This is a genomic window from Pseudomonas sp. S2_F07 (genome assembly GCF_054668325.1).
The window spans coordinates 6,213,559-6,232,610 of the sequence record NZ_CP162758.1 but is presented as its reverse complement, the minus strand read 5'-3'; the positions used below and the strand labels follow the sequence as shown (position 1 = coordinate 6,232,610).

Annotated in this window: 17 protein-coding genes; 6 read left to right on the top strand and 11 right to left on the bottom strand. The window is 62.2% G+C overall.

Features of this window, described 5'->3' with window-relative positions; translation table 11 throughout:
* The first annotated feature begins 11 nt into the window (after positions 1-11).
* From gspG to AB4O40_RS28355, 3 genes are all read left to right on the top strand, one after another.
* Positions 12-446 (top strand): type II secretion system major pseudopilin GspG, encoded by a 435-nt coding sequence (gspG, locus tag AB4O40_RS28365; RefSeq protein ID WP_056723485.1) that lies wholly within the window; start codon positions 12-14, stop codon positions 444-446.
* 14 nt (positions 447-460) lie between these two features.
* Complete coding sequence (locus AB4O40_RS28360) at positions 461-1,648, top strand: type II secretion system F family protein (protein WP_223541484.1); 1,188 nt, start codon at positions 461-463, stop codon at positions 1,646-1,648.
* A 174-nt stretch (positions 1,649-1,822) separates the two neighbouring features.
* Positions 1,823-2,365 carry a hypothetical protein gene (locus AB4O40_RS28355; RefSeq protein ID WP_460056937.1) on the top strand — a complete coding sequence of 181 codons (543 nt, stop codon included), beginning with the start codon at positions 1,823-1,825 and terminating at the stop codon, positions 2,363-2,365.
* 82 nt (positions 2,366-2,447) lie between these two features.
* Here AB4O40_RS28355 and AB4O40_RS28350 read toward each other — a convergent pair whose 3' ends face one another.
* Complete coding sequence (locus AB4O40_RS28350) at positions 2,448-3,344, bottom strand: LysR family transcriptional regulator (RefSeq protein ID WP_056723480.1); 897 nt, start codon at positions 3,342-3,344, stop codon at positions 2,448-2,450.
* Positions 3,345-3,488: 144 nt separating this feature from the next.
* Here AB4O40_RS28350 and AB4O40_RS28345 point away from each other — a divergent pair, with 144 nt between their 5' ends.
* Positions 3,489-4,916, top strand: coding sequence for a mechanosensitive ion channel family protein (locus AB4O40_RS28345; RefSeq protein WP_223542234.1), 1,428 nt, complete (start codon positions 3,489-3,491; stop codon positions 4,914-4,916).
* Between the two features lie 114 nt (positions 4,917-5,030).
* Here AB4O40_RS28345 and ycaC read toward each other — a convergent pair whose 3' ends face one another.
* The 7 genes from ycaC to AB4O40_RS28310 form a co-directional block, all read right to left on the bottom strand.
* Positions 5,031-5,657: an isochorismate family cysteine hydrolase YcaC gene (gene ycaC / locus AB4O40_RS28340; RefSeq protein WP_056723476.1), complete on the bottom strand. Its 627-nt coding sequence runs from the start codon at positions 5,655-5,657 to the stop codon at positions 5,031-5,033.
* A gap of 69 nt (positions 5,658-5,726) precedes the next feature.
* A complete protein-coding gene (locus AB4O40_RS28335; RefSeq protein ID WP_056723474.1) occupies positions 5,727-7,565 on the bottom strand; it encodes an amidohydrolase in 1,839 nt (612 codons plus the stop codon).
* On the bottom strand, positions 7,565-8,173 hold the full coding sequence (locus AB4O40_RS28330) for an antibiotic biosynthesis monooxygenase (RefSeq protein ID WP_223542233.1): 609 nt from the start codon (positions 8,171-8,173) through the stop codon (positions 7,565-7,567). Before AB4O40_RS28330 ends, AB4O40_RS28335 begins: the two co-directional genes overlap by 1 nt.
* Positions 8,166-8,582: a DoxX family protein gene (locus tag AB4O40_RS28325; protein ID WP_223542232.1), complete on the bottom strand. Its 417-nt coding sequence runs from the start codon at positions 8,580-8,582 to the stop codon at positions 8,166-8,168. Before AB4O40_RS28325 ends, AB4O40_RS28330 begins: the two co-directional genes overlap by 8 nt.
* Positions 8,583-8,839: 257 nt before the next feature.
* Positions 8,840-9,199: a DUF6124 family protein gene (locus tag AB4O40_RS28320; protein WP_056723467.1), complete on the bottom strand. Its 360-nt coding sequence runs from the start codon at positions 9,197-9,199 to the stop codon at positions 8,840-8,842.
* A gap of 1,084 nt (positions 9,200-10,283) precedes the next feature.
* Positions 10,284-11,201 carry a LysR family transcriptional regulator gene (locus AB4O40_RS28315; protein ID WP_056723466.1) on the bottom strand — a complete coding sequence of 306 codons (918 nt, stop codon included), beginning with the start codon at positions 11,199-11,201 and terminating at the stop codon, positions 10,284-10,286.
* 47 nt (positions 11,202-11,248) lie between these two features.
* Complete coding sequence (locus AB4O40_RS28310) at positions 11,249-12,238, bottom strand: MBL fold metallo-hydrolase (protein WP_056723464.1); 990 nt, start codon at positions 12,236-12,238, stop codon at positions 11,249-11,251.
* Positions 12,239-12,500: 262 nt separating this feature from the next.
* Between AB4O40_RS28310 and AB4O40_RS28305 the strand changes: the two genes are divergently transcribed.
* Positions 12,501-12,956, top strand: coding sequence for a helix-turn-helix domain-containing protein (locus tag AB4O40_RS28305; RefSeq protein ID WP_056723463.1), 456 nt, complete (start codon positions 12,501-12,503; stop codon positions 12,954-12,956).
* A gap of 37 nt (positions 12,957-12,993) precedes the next feature.
* Here AB4O40_RS28305 and AB4O40_RS28300 read toward each other — a convergent pair whose 3' ends face one another.
* On the bottom strand, positions 12,994-13,818 hold the full coding sequence (locus AB4O40_RS28300) for an alpha/beta fold hydrolase (RefSeq protein WP_046043440.1): 825 nt from the start codon (positions 13,816-13,818) through the stop codon (positions 12,994-12,996).
* Positions 13,819-13,849: 31 nt separating this feature from the next.
* The gene (locus AB4O40_RS28295) at positions 13,850-14,425 is read right to left on the bottom strand and encodes a flavodoxin family protein (RefSeq protein WP_056723461.1); all 576 of its coding nucleotides are present in this window, start codon (positions 14,423-14,425) and stop codon (positions 13,850-13,852) included.
* A gap of 321 nt (positions 14,426-14,746) precedes the next feature.
* Between AB4O40_RS28295 and AB4O40_RS28290 the strand changes: the two genes are divergently transcribed.
* The gene (locus tag AB4O40_RS28290) at positions 14,747-17,551 is read left to right on the top strand and encodes an ATP-binding protein (protein WP_223542231.1); all 2,805 of its coding nucleotides are present in this window, start codon (positions 14,747-14,749) and stop codon (positions 17,549-17,551) included.
* Here the strand turns inward: AB4O40_RS28290 and AB4O40_RS28285 are convergent.
* Positions 17,516-19,000, bottom strand: a complete 1,485-nt coding sequence (locus tag AB4O40_RS28285; protein ID WP_460056950.1) for an ATP-binding protein — start codon at positions 18,998-19,000, stop codon at positions 17,516-17,518. The genes AB4O40_RS28290 and AB4O40_RS28285 overlap by 36 nt on opposite strands.
* Between the last annotated feature and the right edge of the window lie 52 nt (positions 19,001-19,052).

Genomic DNA, 19,052 nt, shown 5'->3' with positions numbered 1-19,052 from the left:
GTGAGGTCATCATGAATCAGCGACTGTCTTATGCCCGGCGACCCCAAGGCGGGTTCACCTTGCTCGAACTGTTGGTAGTGCTGGTGGTACTGGGGCTGTTGGCCGGCATCGTGGCGCCGAAGTATTTCGCCCAACTGGGCCGTTCCGAAGTGAAAGTGGCCAAGGCGCAAATAGAGGGCTTGAGCAAAGCCCTGGACCTTTACCGCCTGGAAGTCGGCCATTACCCATCGACCGAACAAGGCTTGCAGGCGCTGGTCACCGCCCCCGCCGACGAACCGCGCTGGACCGGCCCGTACCTGCAGAAAAAACTCCCGCAAGACCCCTGGGGCCGCAACTACGCCTATCGCTATCCCGGTGAAAACAGCGAGTACGACCTGTTGTCCATGGGCAAGGACGGGCAGCCCGGTGGCGAAGGCGAGAACGCCGAAGTCACCAACTGGAACTGACGGGAATGGCGACCATGCGCTTTCATCTCAAGGCCGTTGGCAAGGCCGGTGTCGTCTCGATGACCGTCGAAGCACCGGGGCACAGCGAAGCCAGGCGCATCGTCGAAGACCAGGGCCTGCGGGTGGTCAGCCTGCACGCCGAGCGACATTGGCGCGCGTTGCGCCTGCACAAGCGCGAGACGTTCAACCTGGTGTTGTTCAGCCAGGAACTGACCACCCTGCTCAACGCAGGCCTGCCGTTGATCGATGCACTGGAAAGCCTGGCGGAAAAGGAAAACGCGCCACAGGCTCGCAAGACCTTGAACGAGTTGGTTCGCCTGCTTTACGAGGGTAAATCGTTTTCCCAGGCCCTGAGCCAGTTGTCGGCGGTTTTTCCTCCGCTGTACGTGGCGCTGGTGCAGTCCAGCGAGAAGACCGGCGCCGTGGGCGATGCCCTGGGCCGCTATGTCAGTTATCGCCAGCGCATGGACGAGGTTCGCCAGAAGATCATCAGCGCTTCGATCTACCCCTTGCTGTTGCTGGTGGTGGGCGGTGGCGTGGTTTTGTTTTTGATGGGGTATGTCGTACCGCGCTTCAGCCTGGTGTTTGAAGGGCTGGGGTCGAACCTGCCGTGGATGTCGCAGATCCTGATGAGCAGCGGCATGTTCCTGCACGCCCACCAGGGTGAATTCTTCGGTGGCTTGCTGGCCATCATCGTCGCCCTCACCCTGCTCCAGCGCCAGCCGGCGTTTCGTCGGGGGCTGGACCGACTGATCGAAAAACTCCCCGCGGTGCACCAGCGCATCTTCATGTATGAACTGGCGCGCTTCTACCGTTCGCTGGGGATTCTGCTACAAGGTGGCATCCCTCTGGTCACTGCCATGGGCATGGTCCGTGGCCTGCTCAGCGTCGCCTCCCGCACGCGCCTGGACCAGGCCTGCGACCGGGTGCGCGAAGGGCAATCACTCTCTGCCGCGCTGGAACTCAATCACCTGGTGACCCCCGTGTCCCTGCGCCTGCTGCGTGCCGGCGAACAGTCCGGCAACCTCGGGCAAATGATGGAGCGCAGCGCCGACTTCTACGACGAAGAAATCAGCCGCTGGATCGAATGGTTCGTGCGGCTGTTCGAACCCTTGCTGATGACCTTCATCGGCCTGCTGATCGGGGTGATCGTGATCCTGATGTACATCCCGATTTTCGAACTGGCCTCGAGCATTCACTGACCCTTTGGAGTTGACCCTTTAGAAGCAGGTCCGGCCGTGCATCGCATTCTTTTTCAACGTTCCAGCCGAATAAATCGGTGCGTTGAACTGTTCATCTAGTTCCCATGGGGAAAAAGGCAGCACATTGCAATGTTCATCAACGTTCCAATCTGAATAAAAAAGACGGAGAACGACATGCTCATCAATAAGCTTTTACTGGCAGTAGCTATTGGCGCGGTTCTGTCGGCGTCTACCGTATTGATTCCGGACAGCCTGTCCGGAGTTTCCAGTGCTCAGGCCAAGGATGGTGGGGGTAGTGGCGGTGGTGGCGGAGGAAGTGGTGGTGGAGGCGGCGGTAGCGGTGGTGGCGGAGGAAGTGGTGGTGGAGGTGGCGGTAGCGGTGGTGGCGGCGGCAGTGGTGGTGGCGGTAGTCACGGTGGAAGCGGCAGTGGCGGCAACAGCGGCAGCGGCCACAGTGGCGATCATGGCAGCAACAGCGGCCATGGCAGTGCCAACAGCGGTTCGAGTCACTCCGGAACGGCCTCGTCCTCAGGTCGCAGCGGCACCCATGATGAGCCCGGCGATGACCATGGGGTTCATGCCAATGGCGAGCCCGGTGATGACCGTGGCGTGCATGCCAATGGCGAGCCCGGCGATGACCGTGGCGTCCATGCCAATGGCGAGCCCGGTGATGACCGTGGTGTCCATGCCGAACCCGGTGATGACAAAAGGAGCTGATCCCAGCTGATTCCCATACAACACAAAACCCTGTGGGAGCGGCGCACCGCCGCTCCCACAATAGATTGTGTGAACCATCTCATTACAACCCACCCTCAGACTGATCCAGTTCCTCGCGCAAGAACTCAACCAGCGCCTGCACCGGCCGCGAACTCTGCCGGTGTTGCGGATAGACCGCCGATAACGTCAGCGGCTCGGGGCGCAAATCCTCCAGCACCTCCACCAGTCGCCCATCCTTCAACGCCGAGCCGACAATGAACGTAGGCAAATACGTGATCCCCAGCCCGGCGATCGCCGCATCCTTGAGCAGTTCACCGTTGTTGACGCGCATCCGCCCGCTGACATTGACGCTCAATGATTTGCCCTGCCCCGCAAACCGCCATTGCACCTGTCGACCATGGCCATACGGCAGGCAGTCGTGACTGTGCAAGTCTTCAGGCTTGAGCGGTGTACCGCGCTCGGCCAGGTACGCCGGGCTTGCGCAGTACACCCGCTCAATGGAGGCAATGCGTCGGGCGATCAGTGTCGAGTCCTCCAGTGTGCCGATGCGCAGCGCGAGGTCGTAGCCCTCACCGAGCAAATCCACGGGGCGATCGCTCAAATCCATCTCCACCGTCACGTCGCGATAGCGCTGCAAAAACACCGGCAACAGGCAGCCCAGATGGGCCAGTGCGAACGACAGCGGCGCACTCACCCGAATGGTTCCCCGTGGCTCGGTGGTCTGGCCGGCGATGCCCTGCTCCACTTGTTCGACTTCGCTGAGCAGGCGCAAGGCTGATTCGTAATAGCTCTGCCCCAGGGGCGTAACGTCCAGGCGCCGGGTCGAGCGATTGAGCAAGCGCACGCCCAGGCGCTCTTCGAGTTGCATCAAGCGGCGGCTGACAAACTGCTTGGACAGCCCCAATTGATCGGCGGCCGCCGTGAAGCTGCCGGAGTCCATGACCTGGCAAAAAATGCGCATATCTTCGAAGGGGTTCATTGTCACCTCCCGGTTGACAGTCAAACACTTTATAGCCGCTTTTTCCCTTCATGGCACACCATTAATCTTCGTTCACCGCACTGAAATCACCTTCCCCGAAGGATCTGCGATCTGTTTGCCGCAAGCATTTAAATGGAGTTCCCCATGTCCTTGCTCCTTGAGCATTTGCTTTCCCTGAGCGCACTGCTGTTGGTAGTCGACGCCCTGCTCTGGCACCTCGCGCCATTCAAGCATCGCGTCAGCCGGGTCGGTGTGCGCCTGGCGCTGTTTGTGCTGTTCAGCGCGGTGCTCATCAACGCCGGTGTCAGCCCGTTGCAGGCACCCTTGTTTGCCGAAGATCCCGTGGCACAACTGGGGGCCACGGCACTGGGGATTCTCTGGTGGCTGTACGCCGCGCGGGTGCTCACCGAAGTGATCGGCCTGGCCCTGATGCAGCGCATCGGCCACAGCGGCCGGCTGTTGCAGGATGTCATCGGCGCACTGGTGTTCCTGATTGCCGTGGTGGCCGCCGCCGGCTACGTGCTGGAGCTGCCGGTGAAAGGCTTGCTGGCGACCTCCGGCGTCGTCGCCATCGTGGTGGGCCTGGCATTGCAGAGCACCTTGAGCGACGTGTTCTCCGGCATCGTGCTCAACACCACCAAGCCGTATCAGGTCGATGACCGGGTTTCCATCGACGGAATTGAAGGCAAGGTGCTGGACATCGACTGGCGTGCCACCCACCTGCTGACCAGCGCCGGCAGCACCGCGGTGGTGCCGAACTCGGTGGCGGCCAAGGCGAAGATCGTCAACCTCAGCCGCCCGTTCAACCTGCACGGTGTGTCCATCAGCATTCAAGTGCCCAACCACATCCGCCCGCGTCGGGTACTCGACGCCCTGGACCGCACTCTGCAAGGCAGCAGCAGCCTGCTGCTCGATCCGGCGCCGAAAGCCGTGCTCAAGGAAGCCGGCGAAACCATGTCCGAATACGTGGCCAGCGGCTTTATCGCCGAGTTGGGCAAAAAAGGTGAAGTGCGCAATCAACTGTTCGACCTGGCCCATCGGCACCTCGAAGCGGCAGGCATTTCCCGGCAACCCGATGGCGTGATCGAACCGTCGACCCGCGCACGGGCCTTGCTCGATGAAGTGAAAATCTTCCGTTCCCTGAGCGCCGAGGAGCGTGATCGCCTGGCCCAGAACATGGTGGCGCAACAATACACGGCCGGTGAAGTGGTGCTGGATCTGGAAGAAGTACCGGACAGCCTGTTCGTCATCGCCACTGGCGTGGTCAGCGCCACCGTCCCCGACGGCAGCACGCAGATCGAAGCCGGGCGCATGGGGCCGAGCGAAGTCATGGGCGAACAAAGCATCCTCGCCGACACGCCATCCCAGGCACGGTTCACCGCCATGACTTCAAGCATCATTTACCGCCTCGACAAATCCCTGACCCGCAGTTGCATGGCGCAACGACGGGAAGTCGACCGGGCGTTGAACAAGCTGCAAGCAGTGCGCCAGCAGAACAGCCGGATGGCGTTGATGGCCAAGCCGGTGGCGGTCAGGAAAGGTGGGTTTTTGAGTTGGCTACAAAACCGTTGAAAGAAAAAGATCGCAGCCTTCGGCAGCTCCTACAGGGAAACACATTCCGAAGTAGGAGCTGCCGAAGGCTGCGATCTTTTAAAGGCTGCTGGCCAAAGCCAGCAGCCACAACCATTACTGCGCAGTAAATTTCATGTAGCTGTTGATCAGGTTGCGATAGTTCGGCAGGCGCTCGGACAGCAGGTTGGCCAGGCCTTCCATGTCGTTGCGCCAGTCGCCTTGCAGCTCGCAGGCGACCGAGAACCAGTTCAGCAGGTGCGCACCGGCAGCCGACATGCGTGCCCAGGCCGCTTGTTGCACGGTGGTGTTGAAGGTGCCGGAAGCGTCGGTCACCACAAACACCTCAAAGCCCTCGGCAATGGCCGACAGGGTCGGGAACGCCACGCACACGTCGGTCACCACACCGGCGATGATCAGTTGCTTGCGACCGGTGGCCTTGATCGCCTTGACGAAGTCTTCGTTGTCCCAGGCGTTGATCTGGCCCGGGCGAGCAATGAACGGCGCGTCCGGGAACTGCGCCTTGAGCTCCGGCACGATCGGGCCGTTCGGACCGCTGTCGAAACTGGTGGTGAGGATGGTCGGCAGCTTGAAGAACCTGGCGATGTCGCCCAGCGCCAGCACGTTGTTCTTGAACTCGTTGGGCGAGAAATCCTGTACCAGCGAGATCAGACCGGTCTGGTGGTCGACCAGCAAAACCACGGCATCGTCTTTGTTCAGGCGTTTGTACGGAACGTTGCTCATTGGAAACTCCTTGATGGATGGTTGTCGCAGTCAGCGCCGACCTGTTGGGCCGGCGCTTTTTTAAAAGAGTCAGAAGGCAAAACACGAGCAGCCAAAGGCACCCCAGAAACCGGCAAAATCGCTGACCGGCGCGTTCGACAGGCGCGCCCGTTCATGACTGTGGGAATGCACCGCGCACGGGCCGCTGCAATGGTGAACCTGGGCCTGCATCGGCGACGTCGGGCGCCAGTGACCGGGCACCTTCACCACCGGCGACCAGTCCGGCAGTACCGGCACGCTGGCCGGCCCGAGTTTCTCGAAGTCACCGGCACCGTAGACCACCTTGCCGCCGACCACGGTCAACACCGACTCGATCCACTTGATCGCCTCTTCATCGACGCTGAAAAAATCCGCGCTGAGGGCGGCGACATCGGCCAGTTGCCCGACCTTGATCTGGCCCTTCTTGCCTTGCTCCGACGAGAACCAGGCGCTGCCGTGGGTGAACAGTTCCAGCGCCGTCAGGCGTGAAAGGCCTTCGGCGTGCAACTCCATACCGCCGACGGTGCGACCGCTGACCATCCAGTACAGCGAGGTCCACGGGTTGTAGCTCGACACCCGCGTCGCGTCGGTACCGGCGCCGACCGGCACACCTTCGGCCAGCATGCGTTTGATCGGTGGCGTGGCTTCGGCCGCTTTCGCGCCGTAACGCTCGACGAAATATTCACCCTGGAACGCCATGCGATCCTGGATCGCAATGCCGCCACCCAGCGCCCTCACCCGCTCGATGTTCTGCGGGGTGATGGTTTCGGCGTGGTCGAAAAACCACGGCAAGCCATTGAACGGAATGTCGCGATTGACCTTCTCGAACACATCGAGCATGCGGCTGATGGATTCGTTGTAGGTGGCGTGCAAACGGAACGGCCAGCGTTGCTCGACGAGGTGGCGCACCACCGGCTCCAGCTCGGCTTCCATGGTTTGCGGCAGGTCCGGGCGCGGTTCGAGGAAGTCTTCGAAGTCCGCCGCCGAGAACACCAGCATTTCCCCGGCGCCGTTGTGCCGCAGGAAATCGTCGCCCTGGTGCAGCTTCACGCTGCCGGTCCAGTTCTTGAAATCGGTCAACTCTTCCTTGGGCTTCTGGGTGAACAGGTTGTAGGCGATGCGCACGGTCAGTTGCTCGTCCTTCGCCAACTGCTCGATCACCTGGTAATCATCCGGGTAATTCTGGAAACCGCCGCCAGCATCGATGGCGCTGGTCAGGCCCAGGCGATTGAGCTCGCGCATGAACTGGCGGGTCGAGTTGACCTGATACTCCAGCGGCAACTTCGGCCCCTTGGCCAGGGTCGAGTACAGAATCATCGCGTTGGGCCGCGCCACCAGCATGCCGGTCGGCTCGCCGTTGGCGTCACGCACGATCTCGCCCCCCGGCGGGTTCGGTGTGTCGCGGGTATAACCGGCGACGCGCAACGCGGCACGGTTGAGCAAGGCGCGGTCGTACAGGTGCAGCACAAACACCGGCGTATCCGGTGCCGCCTGATTGAGCTCCGCCAAGGTCGGCATGCGCTTCTCGGCGAACTGGAATTCGTTCCAGCCACCGACCACCCGCACCCATTGCGGCGTCGGCGTACGGTCGGCCTGCTCCTTGAGCATGCGCAAGGCATCGGCCAGGGACGGCACACCTTCCCAGCGCAGTTCCAGGTTGTAGTTCAAGCCGCCACGGATCAGGTGCAAGTGCGAGTCGTTGAGCCCGGGGATCACGCAGCGGCCCTTGAGGTCGATCACTTGTGTGCCCGAACCACGCAGTGCCATGGCTTGGGCATCGCTGCCGACCGCGACAAAACGCCCGTCGCTGATCGCCACGGCGCTGGCGAGCGGTTTCTCACGGTCAACGGTATGGAATTGACCATTGAACAGAATCAGATCGGCGTTCATCACGGTTCCTCGTGCAAAGTAGCGGGAGACAGCCAGGGCGCGAACAGACGCGTCGCCATGGGCATGAAGAGGTAAACCACCGACAGCACGATGGTCAGGGTGATCAGGAACGTGGCCACCACGTAGTTGGAGAGCAAGGCGTTGAGCCGTAGCAGCGGCCCCCAGAGCAACGGTACCAGCAGGGTGTGCGGCAGGATCACCAGCAGCGTTACCACGGCCTGCTTCCAGCGCGGCGGTGGCGTACCGGCCTCGGCCTGGGGCGAGAACCAGAACTCGTTGACCGGATTGACCTCGGTCTGGTCGCCATCGGCCAGCATCGGCGCGGCTTCGTTGACCAGTTCCTGGCGTTGCGGTGAGTCGAGCCAGTTCTGCATTGCCTCGGTCGAGCAAAAGCGCAGCACGCAGGTGTAGGTATCGAGGCCGGCATTCTTGCCGCGCACCACGTCCACCCCCAGATGCCCGACGTTCTGCGCGGCCACCTTGACGATATTGCGCAGCCAGGCTTCATAAGGCACTTCGAAACCGGCCTTGACCCGGTGCTTGACGATCAGGGTCACCACCTCATCAGGTCCGGGACTGGCCGGCTCACGGCGATTGAGATCAGACATAACGCAAGGCTCCGACGAAACGGACATTGAGCGCCAGCCGTCCCGGCCCGGCGATGAAAATACTGGTGAAGACAATCAGCAGCAGCCAGCCGAACTGGCCTTCGAAGAGCGTCCACTGCGGATGCACGACCAACATCGACACACACAGCAAAAACAGAATAGGCAAACACGCCATACGCGCCAGCAACCCGGCAACGATGAGCAGCGGGCACACGACCTCGGCGAAAATCGCCAGCAGCAGCGTCAGGTTCGCGCCCAGATGGAAAGGGTCTTCGATGTTCTGCAACTCGGCACTGTAGTGAAACAGCTTGGGCAAACCGTGTACCCACAACAGGAACAACCCGCCGCTGACCCGCAGGAACAGCAGCCCCCAGTCTTGCGCCCGATCATCGCGTCGCGAAGCGTCCATGGCCTACCCGCACAAATAAAAAACCACCGGCATCGATACGCCGGGACAGGACTTGATAGTGCCGGGACGGGGGGAGGAAAAATTGAATGTACGTGCTCTGTTTGCGGGAAGACCGAGATCGACCAAACGACATAGAACCCTGTGGGAGCGAGCTTGCTCGCGATGGCGGCATCACATTCAGCATGGATGTTGACTGACCCACCGCAATCGCGAGCAAGCTCGCTCCCACAGGTTTATTTGTTGTTGCTTCTACCGGGTTATTCCTGCGGGTCGAGATTATCCAGCGCCCGGTTCACCGCCAGTTCGCCCAACATGATGATTTGCGCAATCCCCAGCAGCGCGTTGCGATGAGGGCTTTGCAGAAATCCCGCAAGGTCACTGGCCATGATGCTGGCCGAGGCCAGGGATTCGCAGGCGTGGGCCAATAGCGTTTCGGTGTTGATGTCGGGGGCGATGACAAACATCGTGCTGGGTTTGTGCGATGGAGCCGGATCTTTTGCGGGGTTGAGGTAGTGATCCAGTGCGCGGTCGGCGGCTTCGTGGAGCTTTCTGGAGTCGAGCGAGTCGTAGGGGGAAACGTCGTCGGATTGCGGGGGATTGGGGGTTGGTTTGCACATGGCGGAGCTCCTTTATACCTGGTGAAACCACCAAAACCCGTCGCTAAACAAGTAAGGGTGGCAGCTGTACGCAGGTTAGCGAACCGGGAGGTATAAGACCCGGCAGACCCGAAGGTCTCCCGCGCACAGCCACCATGTCGAAAATTGCAGACTGGAGCCTTGTTGCGCTTATACCTGGTCGGGTCGCTAAACCCGGTCGCTGAATTTGCAGCGACCGGGAAACGATAAAGACCGGGTACAAGACTCACAAGCCGGCGGATTCTGGCGTAGTTGTAGGCAACGACGCAAGGCGGTGTGGCTTTCAGGAATAGAGGCTGACGGCTTTTAAACAGGGCTGTCAGAACGCGGCACATTCCCTGTGGGAGCGAGCCTGTTCGCGAAGGCGGCATCACATACGGCACTGGTGTTGACTGATACACCGCTATCGCGAGCAGGCTCGCTCCTACAATTGGATCGGCAACATCTGTGAGGGATTGGTTGGCTGTCAGGCCGCCTTCGCGAGCAAGCCCGCTCCCACAGTTTGAGTTGTGTGTATCTGCGAGAGATTGGTTGGCTGGCAGTCCGTCTTCGCGGGCAAGCCCGCTCCCACAGGTACTGAGTACATCTGTGAGAGATTGGTCGGCTGGCAGGCCGTCATCGCGAGCAAGTCGGATCGCCGCACCGTCGCTCCCACAGAAGAGCAAAGGCAGAGCAGCCCACACCGCGCCGCTTCTCACCACTCATCAGGCCGAGCGTTAGCTCGCCTGCAGCTCTTGATCTTGATCCACCCGCCCCCTCGGAAGGCTGAGCGCAGGTGTTTATCCGGGGATGGGCGCGCAGCGCCGTTCGACGCAGTCGAACTCATTGCATGTAGGTCGAAGCGAAGCCGACCGGAGGGCAATGCCCCCGGATGAATGCCGGAGCGAAGGAACCCCGAGCCTTAGCGAGGGGCCGTACGTAAGGGGCGAGACCTTTGGTTACTTTGGGGCGTTTGCCAAAGTGACCCGCTGTAAGAGCGGAACCATAAGTGGCCGTGACCGCAGAAACGGATATGTACTCAATCACCCAAGAACCTGGTCGGCCCAGAGGCCGCCAAGGTCAACAACTAGGGAATATCCAAAGCCAAAGACATGAACTGACCAATCCGCGACCGCAACCACCGCTCCGCCGGATCATTGTCATGCACCCCGCTCCAGGCCATCGACAACTGCGCCGCCTCAATCTCGAACGGCGGATCCTCAGCCCGCAACCCACACCCCTCGACCAAAGCACACGCCGCATAATCCGGCACAGTGGCAATCATCTCGGTCCCGGCAAGCAACGCCCGCAACCCACTGAACTGCGGCACCCCCAGCACCACACGACGACTGCGCCCGACCTTCGCCAGATCCAGGTCGATATTGCCGCTCAAATCCCCCGAGAACGACACCATCGCATGGGGCCGCTCGCAGTACTCATCCAGGGTCAGCGTCCCGGGACGGGTGTCACCGCGCAGCACCTTGCAGGGAATATCGCGCAGCTTCTTGCGCTTGGCATTGGCCGGCAGATCCGTGGTGTAACTCACGCCCACCGAGATTTCCCCCGACGCCAGCAGCGTCGGCATCAACAGGTAATTGGCCCGCCGCACGACCACGACGATGCCCGGCGCTTCCTCCTGCAACTGACGCAGCAACGGCGGAAACAAACCGAACTCGGCATCGTCCGACAGCCCAATGCGAAACACATCGCAACTGGTCGCCGGATCGAACTCCTTGGCCCGGCTGACCGCACCGGAAATGGTGTCCATCGCCGGTTGCAACTCCTTGAGAATCGCCAGCGCCCGCGCCGTCGGCTCCATGCCACGACCGTTGCGCAGCAGCAACGGGTCGTCGAACAGGTCGCGCAAACGCCCCAGCGCGGCGCTCACCGCCGGCTGCCCCATGAACAGTTTTTCCGCGACGCGGGTCAGGTTCTTTTCGAACATCAGGGCCTCGAAAATCACCAGCAGGTTCATGTCGACGCGACGCAGATCGTTACGGTTCATAGACTCGGGTTCCTTGTATGTTCGGCCAGGCGCGAGAGCTGTCGACTTTACTCGATCAACGGTACGTTTGCCGCTCGTTTGTACGGCCCGTACTCCACCGGCACCCACTGGAAATGCTTGCCTTCGGCGGTGATATGACCGATACCGGGAAATGGCAGGTGCGCCGCCGTCACCCAGGTCTTGCTGGCGGCAGCGGCACTGAACACCTGGTTGCGGCTTTTGATCGCATGCTGGCTGTCGACGTCGAAACCGATCGATACCTCAGGATGCAGGAACTGCACGGCGAGGTTGTGCACCAGGTCGCCCATGAACAGAATGCTTTGCCCTTGAGACGTGAAACGGTACGTGGTGCTGCCCGGCGTGTGCCCGGCTTCCAGTTGCGCCTCGACCACGCCCGGTAGCGGTGACTGGCCGGGGGTGAAGGTCTTGAAACGGCCGGCGGCCACGTAAGGCGCGGTGGAATCCTGGGCAATTTTGAAGTAGCCCTTGGCCGCTTCCGGTGCCTTGGCCAATGCCTGCGGATCGAGCCAGTAGTCGGCCTCGGCCTTGGCGGCATACACCGTGGCGTTGGCGAACAGCGGTTGCTGTTGGCCGTCCACCAGGCCGCAGACATGATCAAGGTGCAGGTGGGTGATCAGGATGGCGTCCACTTGCTCCGGTTTGTAGCCGGCCGCTTGCAGGTTGGCCGGCAACTGGCCGGCGGTAGGGCCGATGCACTGCCCTGCCCCAGTGTCGATCAGGATCAGCTGTTTACCGGTGTTGACCAGAAAGGCGTTGAAGGCGGTCTGTACCCCCGGGGTTTCAATCGAACGACGGGCCAGCAGTGCGCGGATCCGGTCCTGGCTCATGCCCTGCAACAGCTTGGGCGACAGATCGTTGTAGCCGTCGAACAGCGCCGTCACTTCGTAATCCCCCAGCGCCAGGCGGAAGTATCCGGGTACTTGCGTGCCCACCTGCGCGGGCGCCTGGGCCTGTGCGCCGGCAGATATCAGCGCCAGGCCGATGGCGCCGAGCGTTCCCTGCAATGTCCGTTTCATCTGATTACCTTTCCAGGCCAAGCGGCGGTCCGTTATAGCCCGCTCCATTGTGCGCATCTTGTGCCAATCGCCGCTGCCCGCACTTGCAACGATGTGCTGTGTTCACACCCTCGGGCATGGAATTAACAACGTTTAACTCGTCAGCCGCATCGGCCGCCTCCAACAATGAAGCCCTCAGCGCAGAACTGTTTTTTTCCAGAGTAACGGTGCTGATCGCTCGAACCGGGCGCCAGCGCTTTTCCTCCCCGACCGGACAATGGCCATGGCTTACCCACAGCACACCACCGCCCGCGCACCTGCCAGCGAACCGCGCAAGCCCCACACCGGCGGCCTCAGCCCACAACGCGAAAAACTGGTTAAACAACTGATCCTCGAGCGTCTGGGCGACAGCCTGGAAGTCACTGAACTGGCACAGGCTTGCGCCCTGTCGCGCAGTCACTTCTCGCGCGCGTTCAAGTGCAGCACAGGCCTCTCGCCACAGGACTGGATTCGCCAGCAGCGCATTGCCCTGGCCAAGCAATTGATCCAATACACCGGCCTGAGCCTCACGCAGATCAGTCTCGAATGCGGTTTCTGCGATCAGGCGCACTTCTGCCACATCTTCACCCGCAGCGAAGGCATCAATCCGTTTTCCTGGCGCTGTCAGGTGGTGCATGGCCTTAAAAGCAAAAGATCGCAGCCTTCGGCAGCTCCTACGGGTATACACGCTGGCGTGTAGGCGCTGGCGAAGCCTGCGATCTCTTGATCTGTGCTTTTTAACCTTTCAAGAACGCCAACAGGTCAGCATTGAGCTGGTCCTTGTGGGTGTCCGTCAAACCGTGAGGGGCGCCCGGGTAAATCTTCAGGGTCGAGCCCTTCACCAGCCTGGCGGAGGAGACGCCCGCCGCTTCGTACGGCACAACCTGATCCGCGTCGCCATGCACCACCAGGGTCGGCACGTCGAACTTCTTCAAATCTTCGGTGAAGTCGGTTTCCGAGAACGCCTTGATGCAGTCATAGGCGTTCTTGTGGCCAGCCATCATGCCTTGCATCCAGAACCAGTCGATCATGCCCTGGGACGGTTTCGCGTCGGGTTTGTTGAAGCCGAAGAACGGGCCGCTGGCGAGGTCGATGTACAGCTGCGAGCGGTCGGCCAGCGAGGCCTGGCGAATGCCGTCGAACACTTCCAGCGGCAGGCCGCCGGGGTTGGCTTCGGTCTTGAGCATCTGCGGCGGTACCGCGGAAATCAGCCCGGCCTTGGCCACGCGGCCGGTGCCATGGCGACCGATGTAACGCGCCACCTCGCCACCGCCGGTGGAGAAGCCGAACAGCACGGCGTTTTGCAGGTCCAGCAGCTCGATCAACTGCGCCAGGTCGTCGGCGTAATGGTCCATGTCATTGCCCGACCACGGCTGGCTGGAGCGCCCATGACCACGACGGTCGTGGGCGATGACCCGGAAGCCCTTGGAGGCCAGGAAGATCATCTGCGATTCCCAGCTGTCGGCGTTGAGCGGCCAGCCGTGACTAAAGACAATCGGCTGACCGGTGCCCCAGTCCTTGTAGTAGATCTCGACGCCGTCGCGGGTAGTGAAGGTGCTCATGGGTGATGCTTCCTTAACGTTGGGGGGTGAATCAAACCGGTAGCGGGTTCATGCGATCCGCCAGGCGCGCCACACGCTCGCCCAGGTGCGCGGCGGTGCAGCGATCCTCGGGTGGAGGGGCATCGTCGGGGGATTGCTCGACATTCGACTGGGCCATGGCGCCCAGCGAGCTGCCCAGGCGATTGAGTTGGCCGTTGAACGCGCCGGTGCTGGAGCGTGCCGGCAGCAGGTCGAGGCCGACCCAGATCATCGAGTGCTGGGCGGCGAACACCGCCATTTGCAGCAAGGTGTTGAGCTTGTCGCCGCACAGGCTGCCGGAATTGGTGAAGCCCGCCGCGAGTTTGTCGCGCCAGGGCTGGGTCAGGTAGAACGCCGCCGTGGCCTCCATGAACGCCTTGAAGGCCGCCGAGGCGCTGCCCATGTAGGTCGGCGCGCCGAAGATGATGGCGTCGGCGCTGTGCAGCCGCGCCCAGTGCCCGTCCACTTCCTCGACCGGGATCAACTGGCAGGTGCTGCCCAGGTGCCGCTCCACGCCCGCGGCAACGGCTTCGGCCATGACCCGGGTGTGCCCGTAGCCACTGTGATAGACCACCACCACGTTGCTCATTGCTGTGTCCTTAGTGGGAGCGGCTCGCGGCTGACTGACATTTCATCCCTGCCTTCAGTGGAAGTTGAAGAAGGAGAGTTTTGGACGCAGAGCGGACGCAGGACGAGTTAAACGTTGTTAATTTTCCTTGGCGCGCAAAAAGCCCCGGCACGTCCTGCCCATCTGTCGCACCCAATGTTTTCGGGACCGACAGCCACTGGCCGATACGCTAGAGTCAATGCCTGCCCCTTCAGTCACCCGGGCGGCGCATTGCGCTCTGTAACAAACCTGAGGAATATGCTCGAAAACCGCGTACTAGACGGATGCAGCAGGAGCGACTCGTTGACCCTTTCCCCCGAACAGGCTGTGCATTTCGGTCCCTACCGGGTCTACCCCGACCAACGCCTGGTGATGGAGGCCGACCAGCCTCTACGCCTGGGCCGACGCGCCATGGACATCCTGTTGATCCTGCTTGAGCACGCCGGCAACGTGGTCAGCAAGCAGCAACTGATCGCTCGGGTCTGGCCCAACAGCGTGGTCGAAGACATCAACCTGCGGGTGCACATGGCCGCGTTGCGCAAGGCGCTCGGCGACGGTCAGGCCGGCCAGCGCTACATCGTCACCGTGGCCCAGCGCGGGTACAGCTTCGTCGCACCGCACTCACTGGACCAGGCCGAGCAACTGTCGGCGCCCACCGCCCCCACACCGGGCCGGCATAACCTGCCGGTGCGTCGCACGCGCATGATCGGCCGGCGGACGCTGGTCGACAATCTGGTGGTGCAACTGCCACGCCAGCGCTTCATCACCCTCGTCGGCCCCGGCGGCATCGGCAAGACCACCGTGGCCTTGCGAGTCGCCGAGCAAATGATCGGTCGTTACCCGGACGGCATTCGCCTGCTGGACCTGGCCCCGATCAACTGCCCGCTGATGATCGACGGCCACCTGGCGACATTGCTCGAACTGGCCCTGCACGACGACCAGCCCCTGGGCGGTCTTGCCGACTGTCTGCGCGACAGGCGAATGCTGTTGGTCATCGACAACTGCGAACACCTGGTCGACGCCATCGCCCAGCTCTGCGAAAACATTCTGCGCAGTGCGCCGCACGTGCATATTCTCGCCACCAGCCGCGAGAGCCTGCGGGCCGAAGGGGAATTCGTCCAGCGCCTGGAATCACTCGACTGCCCGCCGCCCATCGCCGTCCTCGACCGCGCCCAGGCCATGACCTTTTCCGCCCTGCAACTGTTTGTCGAGCGGGCCATGGCCAGCCATGACAGCTTTGAACTGACGGACGATGAGCTGCCGCTGTTGATCGAGATCTGCCACCGACTGGATGGCATTCCACTGGCCATCGAACTGGCGGCGGCGCAGGTGGGCAACTTCGGATTGCCCGGCTTGCTGGCGCAACTGCAAAGCAGCTTTCGGGTGTTGACCCAGCCCTGCCAGACGCCCCTGGCACGCCATCAGACCCTGCGCGCGACACTGGACTGGAGCTTCGAGCTGCTCAGCGCCTGCGAAAAGACCTGCCTGCGCCGACTCAGTGTGTTTCGCGGCAGCTTCACCCTGGAGTCGGCAGCGGCGGTGATTGTCGGCGAACACATCGAACCCCGCGAAGTGTTCGGCTCGATCACCCAACTGGTCGCCAAGTCCCTGTTGAACGTCGAGGTGGGCGACGAGGATGTCTTCTACCGCCAGCTCGACACCACCCGCAGCTATGCCCTGGAAAAACTCGGGCAAACCACCGACCTGCCCGGCACTCGGGAGCGGCATGCCGAACGTTGCCTGGCGCTGATGCAACAGGCGCAGGACGACTGGGAGAAAACCCCGACCGGCCTGTGGCTCGAACGCTATGGTCGGGCCCTGGAGGACATCCGCGCGGCCCTCGATTGGGGTTTGCACGCGCAAGGGCCGCAGGCACTGGCGATACGCCTGGCCGCGGCGTCCACGCCCCTGTGGCAGGAGCTGTCACTGCTCAAGGAACACGGCGGTTATGTGCGCAAGGCGCTGGCCCTGCTCGAACAGTCTGCCCAACCTTGCCCGCGCTTGCAGATGGCTCTCAAGCTGGCCCTGGGCAGTGCCTGTTATCACGCTCAAGGCGCCAGCGCCGAAACCATTGGCGCGTTTGTCAGTGCCAGAGTCCTGGCCAGCCGACTCAATGATGTGGCCGGTCAGTTGCGGGCGATTTCCGGACACCTGACGGTCAATCTCAGTTGCGGCCAATACCAGATGGCCCTGGAACAGAGCCGGCAATTCGATCGGCTGGGGCTGCATGACGACGCCCTGATGTCCCTGAGCATGCATCGTTTGCGGGTGCTCGCCCTGCACTTCTGCGGCGATCAGCAACAAGCCGGCGAGCATGCCGAACAGGTGCTGCAACGCATGGCCCAGAGCGGTCATCTCAACCGTTTCACCCATGGCTTCGGCGTGCAATACGACCAGAGCGTCGCGGCGCTGACCATCCACGCACGCATCCTCTGGCTGCAAGGCCAACCGGAACAGGCCTGGCGCGCAGCCCGGCAGGCACTGGACATCGCGCTCCAGATCAACCACGGCACGTCGATCTGCTACACCCTGGCGCTCGCCGGCTGCCTGATCGCCCACTACAACGGCGACACCCGCAGCGCCCGCGAACTCCTGCGCCTGCTGCTGCAACAGGCGCAGAAACACTCGGTGCTGCTGTTCCATGACTGGGCGCAACACTACGCGCGGGTGATCGGCGGCACCGAGGTGCAGCCCATCGGTCGACAAAGCGTCGGTTTGATCAAGGACATCATGGTCACGCTGGATTCAACCTGTGTCGACCATGATCTGCTCGAACGTGCGCAAAGCGGTGTTTCGGACTGGAGCACGGCGGAGATTCTGCGGGCCTGGGCCAGCACGTTGCTGGCAACGGATTGCCCGGTCAAAGCCGCGACGGCAGAAACCGTGCTGCTCAAGGCACTCAACGTGGCAAAGACCCAGGGTGCCCTGGCCTGGGAGCTGCGTAGCGCCACCTCGCTGGCGCAACTGTGGCAGCGTCAGGGACACAGCCAAAGGGCGTATGACCTGCTGGCCCCGATCTACCAGCGCTACACCGAAGGTTTCGCCACGCCCGACTTGATGTCCGTTCGCCGGCTACTCGACGAGTTGCAATGCCACCTGCCCGCCTGAAGGCCGGCTCGTTTGACTGACGTAACCGGCATAACGCGTTTCAAGGGCGCGCAACTCACCACTGTGTTCGAGTTTTTCCAGGGCGTAGGTGCGGGTGGTGTTGAGGAATCGGTAACGGGTCACACCACCGCCCTGCTCCTGGGACAGCAGTGATTTGAGTGTGAGGTTGTCCAGCACCTCGATCAGTTCGGCGACCGGCAACGCGTCGCAGCTGATCACCCCTATCGCGGCATCCTGGGTAAAAGCCATCTTGAACACCGCCAGTCGCTGCAGCACGGTTTGCTCTACGGCAGTCAACCGTTCGTAGCTCCAGTCCAGCGCAGCCTTGAGCGTCTGGTGCCGGGGCACGGCCGTGCGGCGACCCTGGGACAGCAACTGAAAACAGTTATCGAGTTGCGCTTGCAACCCCACCAGCGCCAGCGCATCGATTTGCGCCGCCGCCAACTCAATCGCCAGCGGCAGGCCATCGAGGCGTCGGCAGATTTCCCGTACGGTCTTGAGGTCTTGCTCACGCAGGGTGAACCCTTGCTGACGAGTTCGGGCACGGCTGACGAGCAACTGCACCGCCGAATAGCCCATGACCTCGGCAACACTGCGCAGCGCGGACGCCGGCGGCACCGCCAGCGGTGGCAGACGCATGACGGTTTCGCCCGCTGCCTTGAGCGGCTCGCGGCTGGTGGCGAGGATCGACAGTCGCGGCAGCGCAGCCAGCAGCGTCTCGATCAACGTCCGGCAGCGTTCGAGCAGGTGTTCGCAGTTGTCCAGGACCAACAAGGCATGCCGCTGCGCCAGCGCCTCCAGCGTGGTACCGACTTCCAGCCCAAGGGTTTGTGTGAGGTGATCGGTCACGTGCGCCGGGTCTTCGATCGCCGCCAGGTCGACCAGCCACACACCGTGCCGATAGTGCTCCAACAACAGTTCGGCCACGCGCAGCGCCACGGTGGTCTTGCCGATCCCGCAAGGCCCGGCCAGGGTCATGAATCGGCGCACCGGCAACTGCCGCACGAGGCTGCCGACAACCGCATCGCGCCCGGTGATCGGCGTGAGCCGCGCCGGCAAGTTGTGCAGGGGCTTTTTCAAGGTCTCGCTCGGGAACGCTACGGGCTGCGGCGAATGCTGTACCGAGGCGACAAAACTGTAGCCGCGCTGGGGAATATTGACGATGTAGCACTGGCCGTTCTGCCCGTCGCCCAAGGCGCGGCGCAGGGCGGCAATGTGCACCCGCAGGTTGATCTCTTCGACCACGGAGCACGGCCAGACCTGCGCAATCAACTCTTGCTTGCTGACCACCGAGCCTGCGTGCTCGACCAGCACCTGCAACACGTCAAGGGCGCGGCCGCCCAGGCGCAGCGGTCGATCGCCCTGCAGCACCAGTCGCTGACTGAGGTGGAAAGCGTAGGGTCCGAATTGCAGCACCGCTTCGCTGTTCAAATCTCTGAGGCTGTTCATGGGCTGTCACCCGCGGCAATCCTGGTTTCCAGCCCAGGCTCCGCACCGTCCT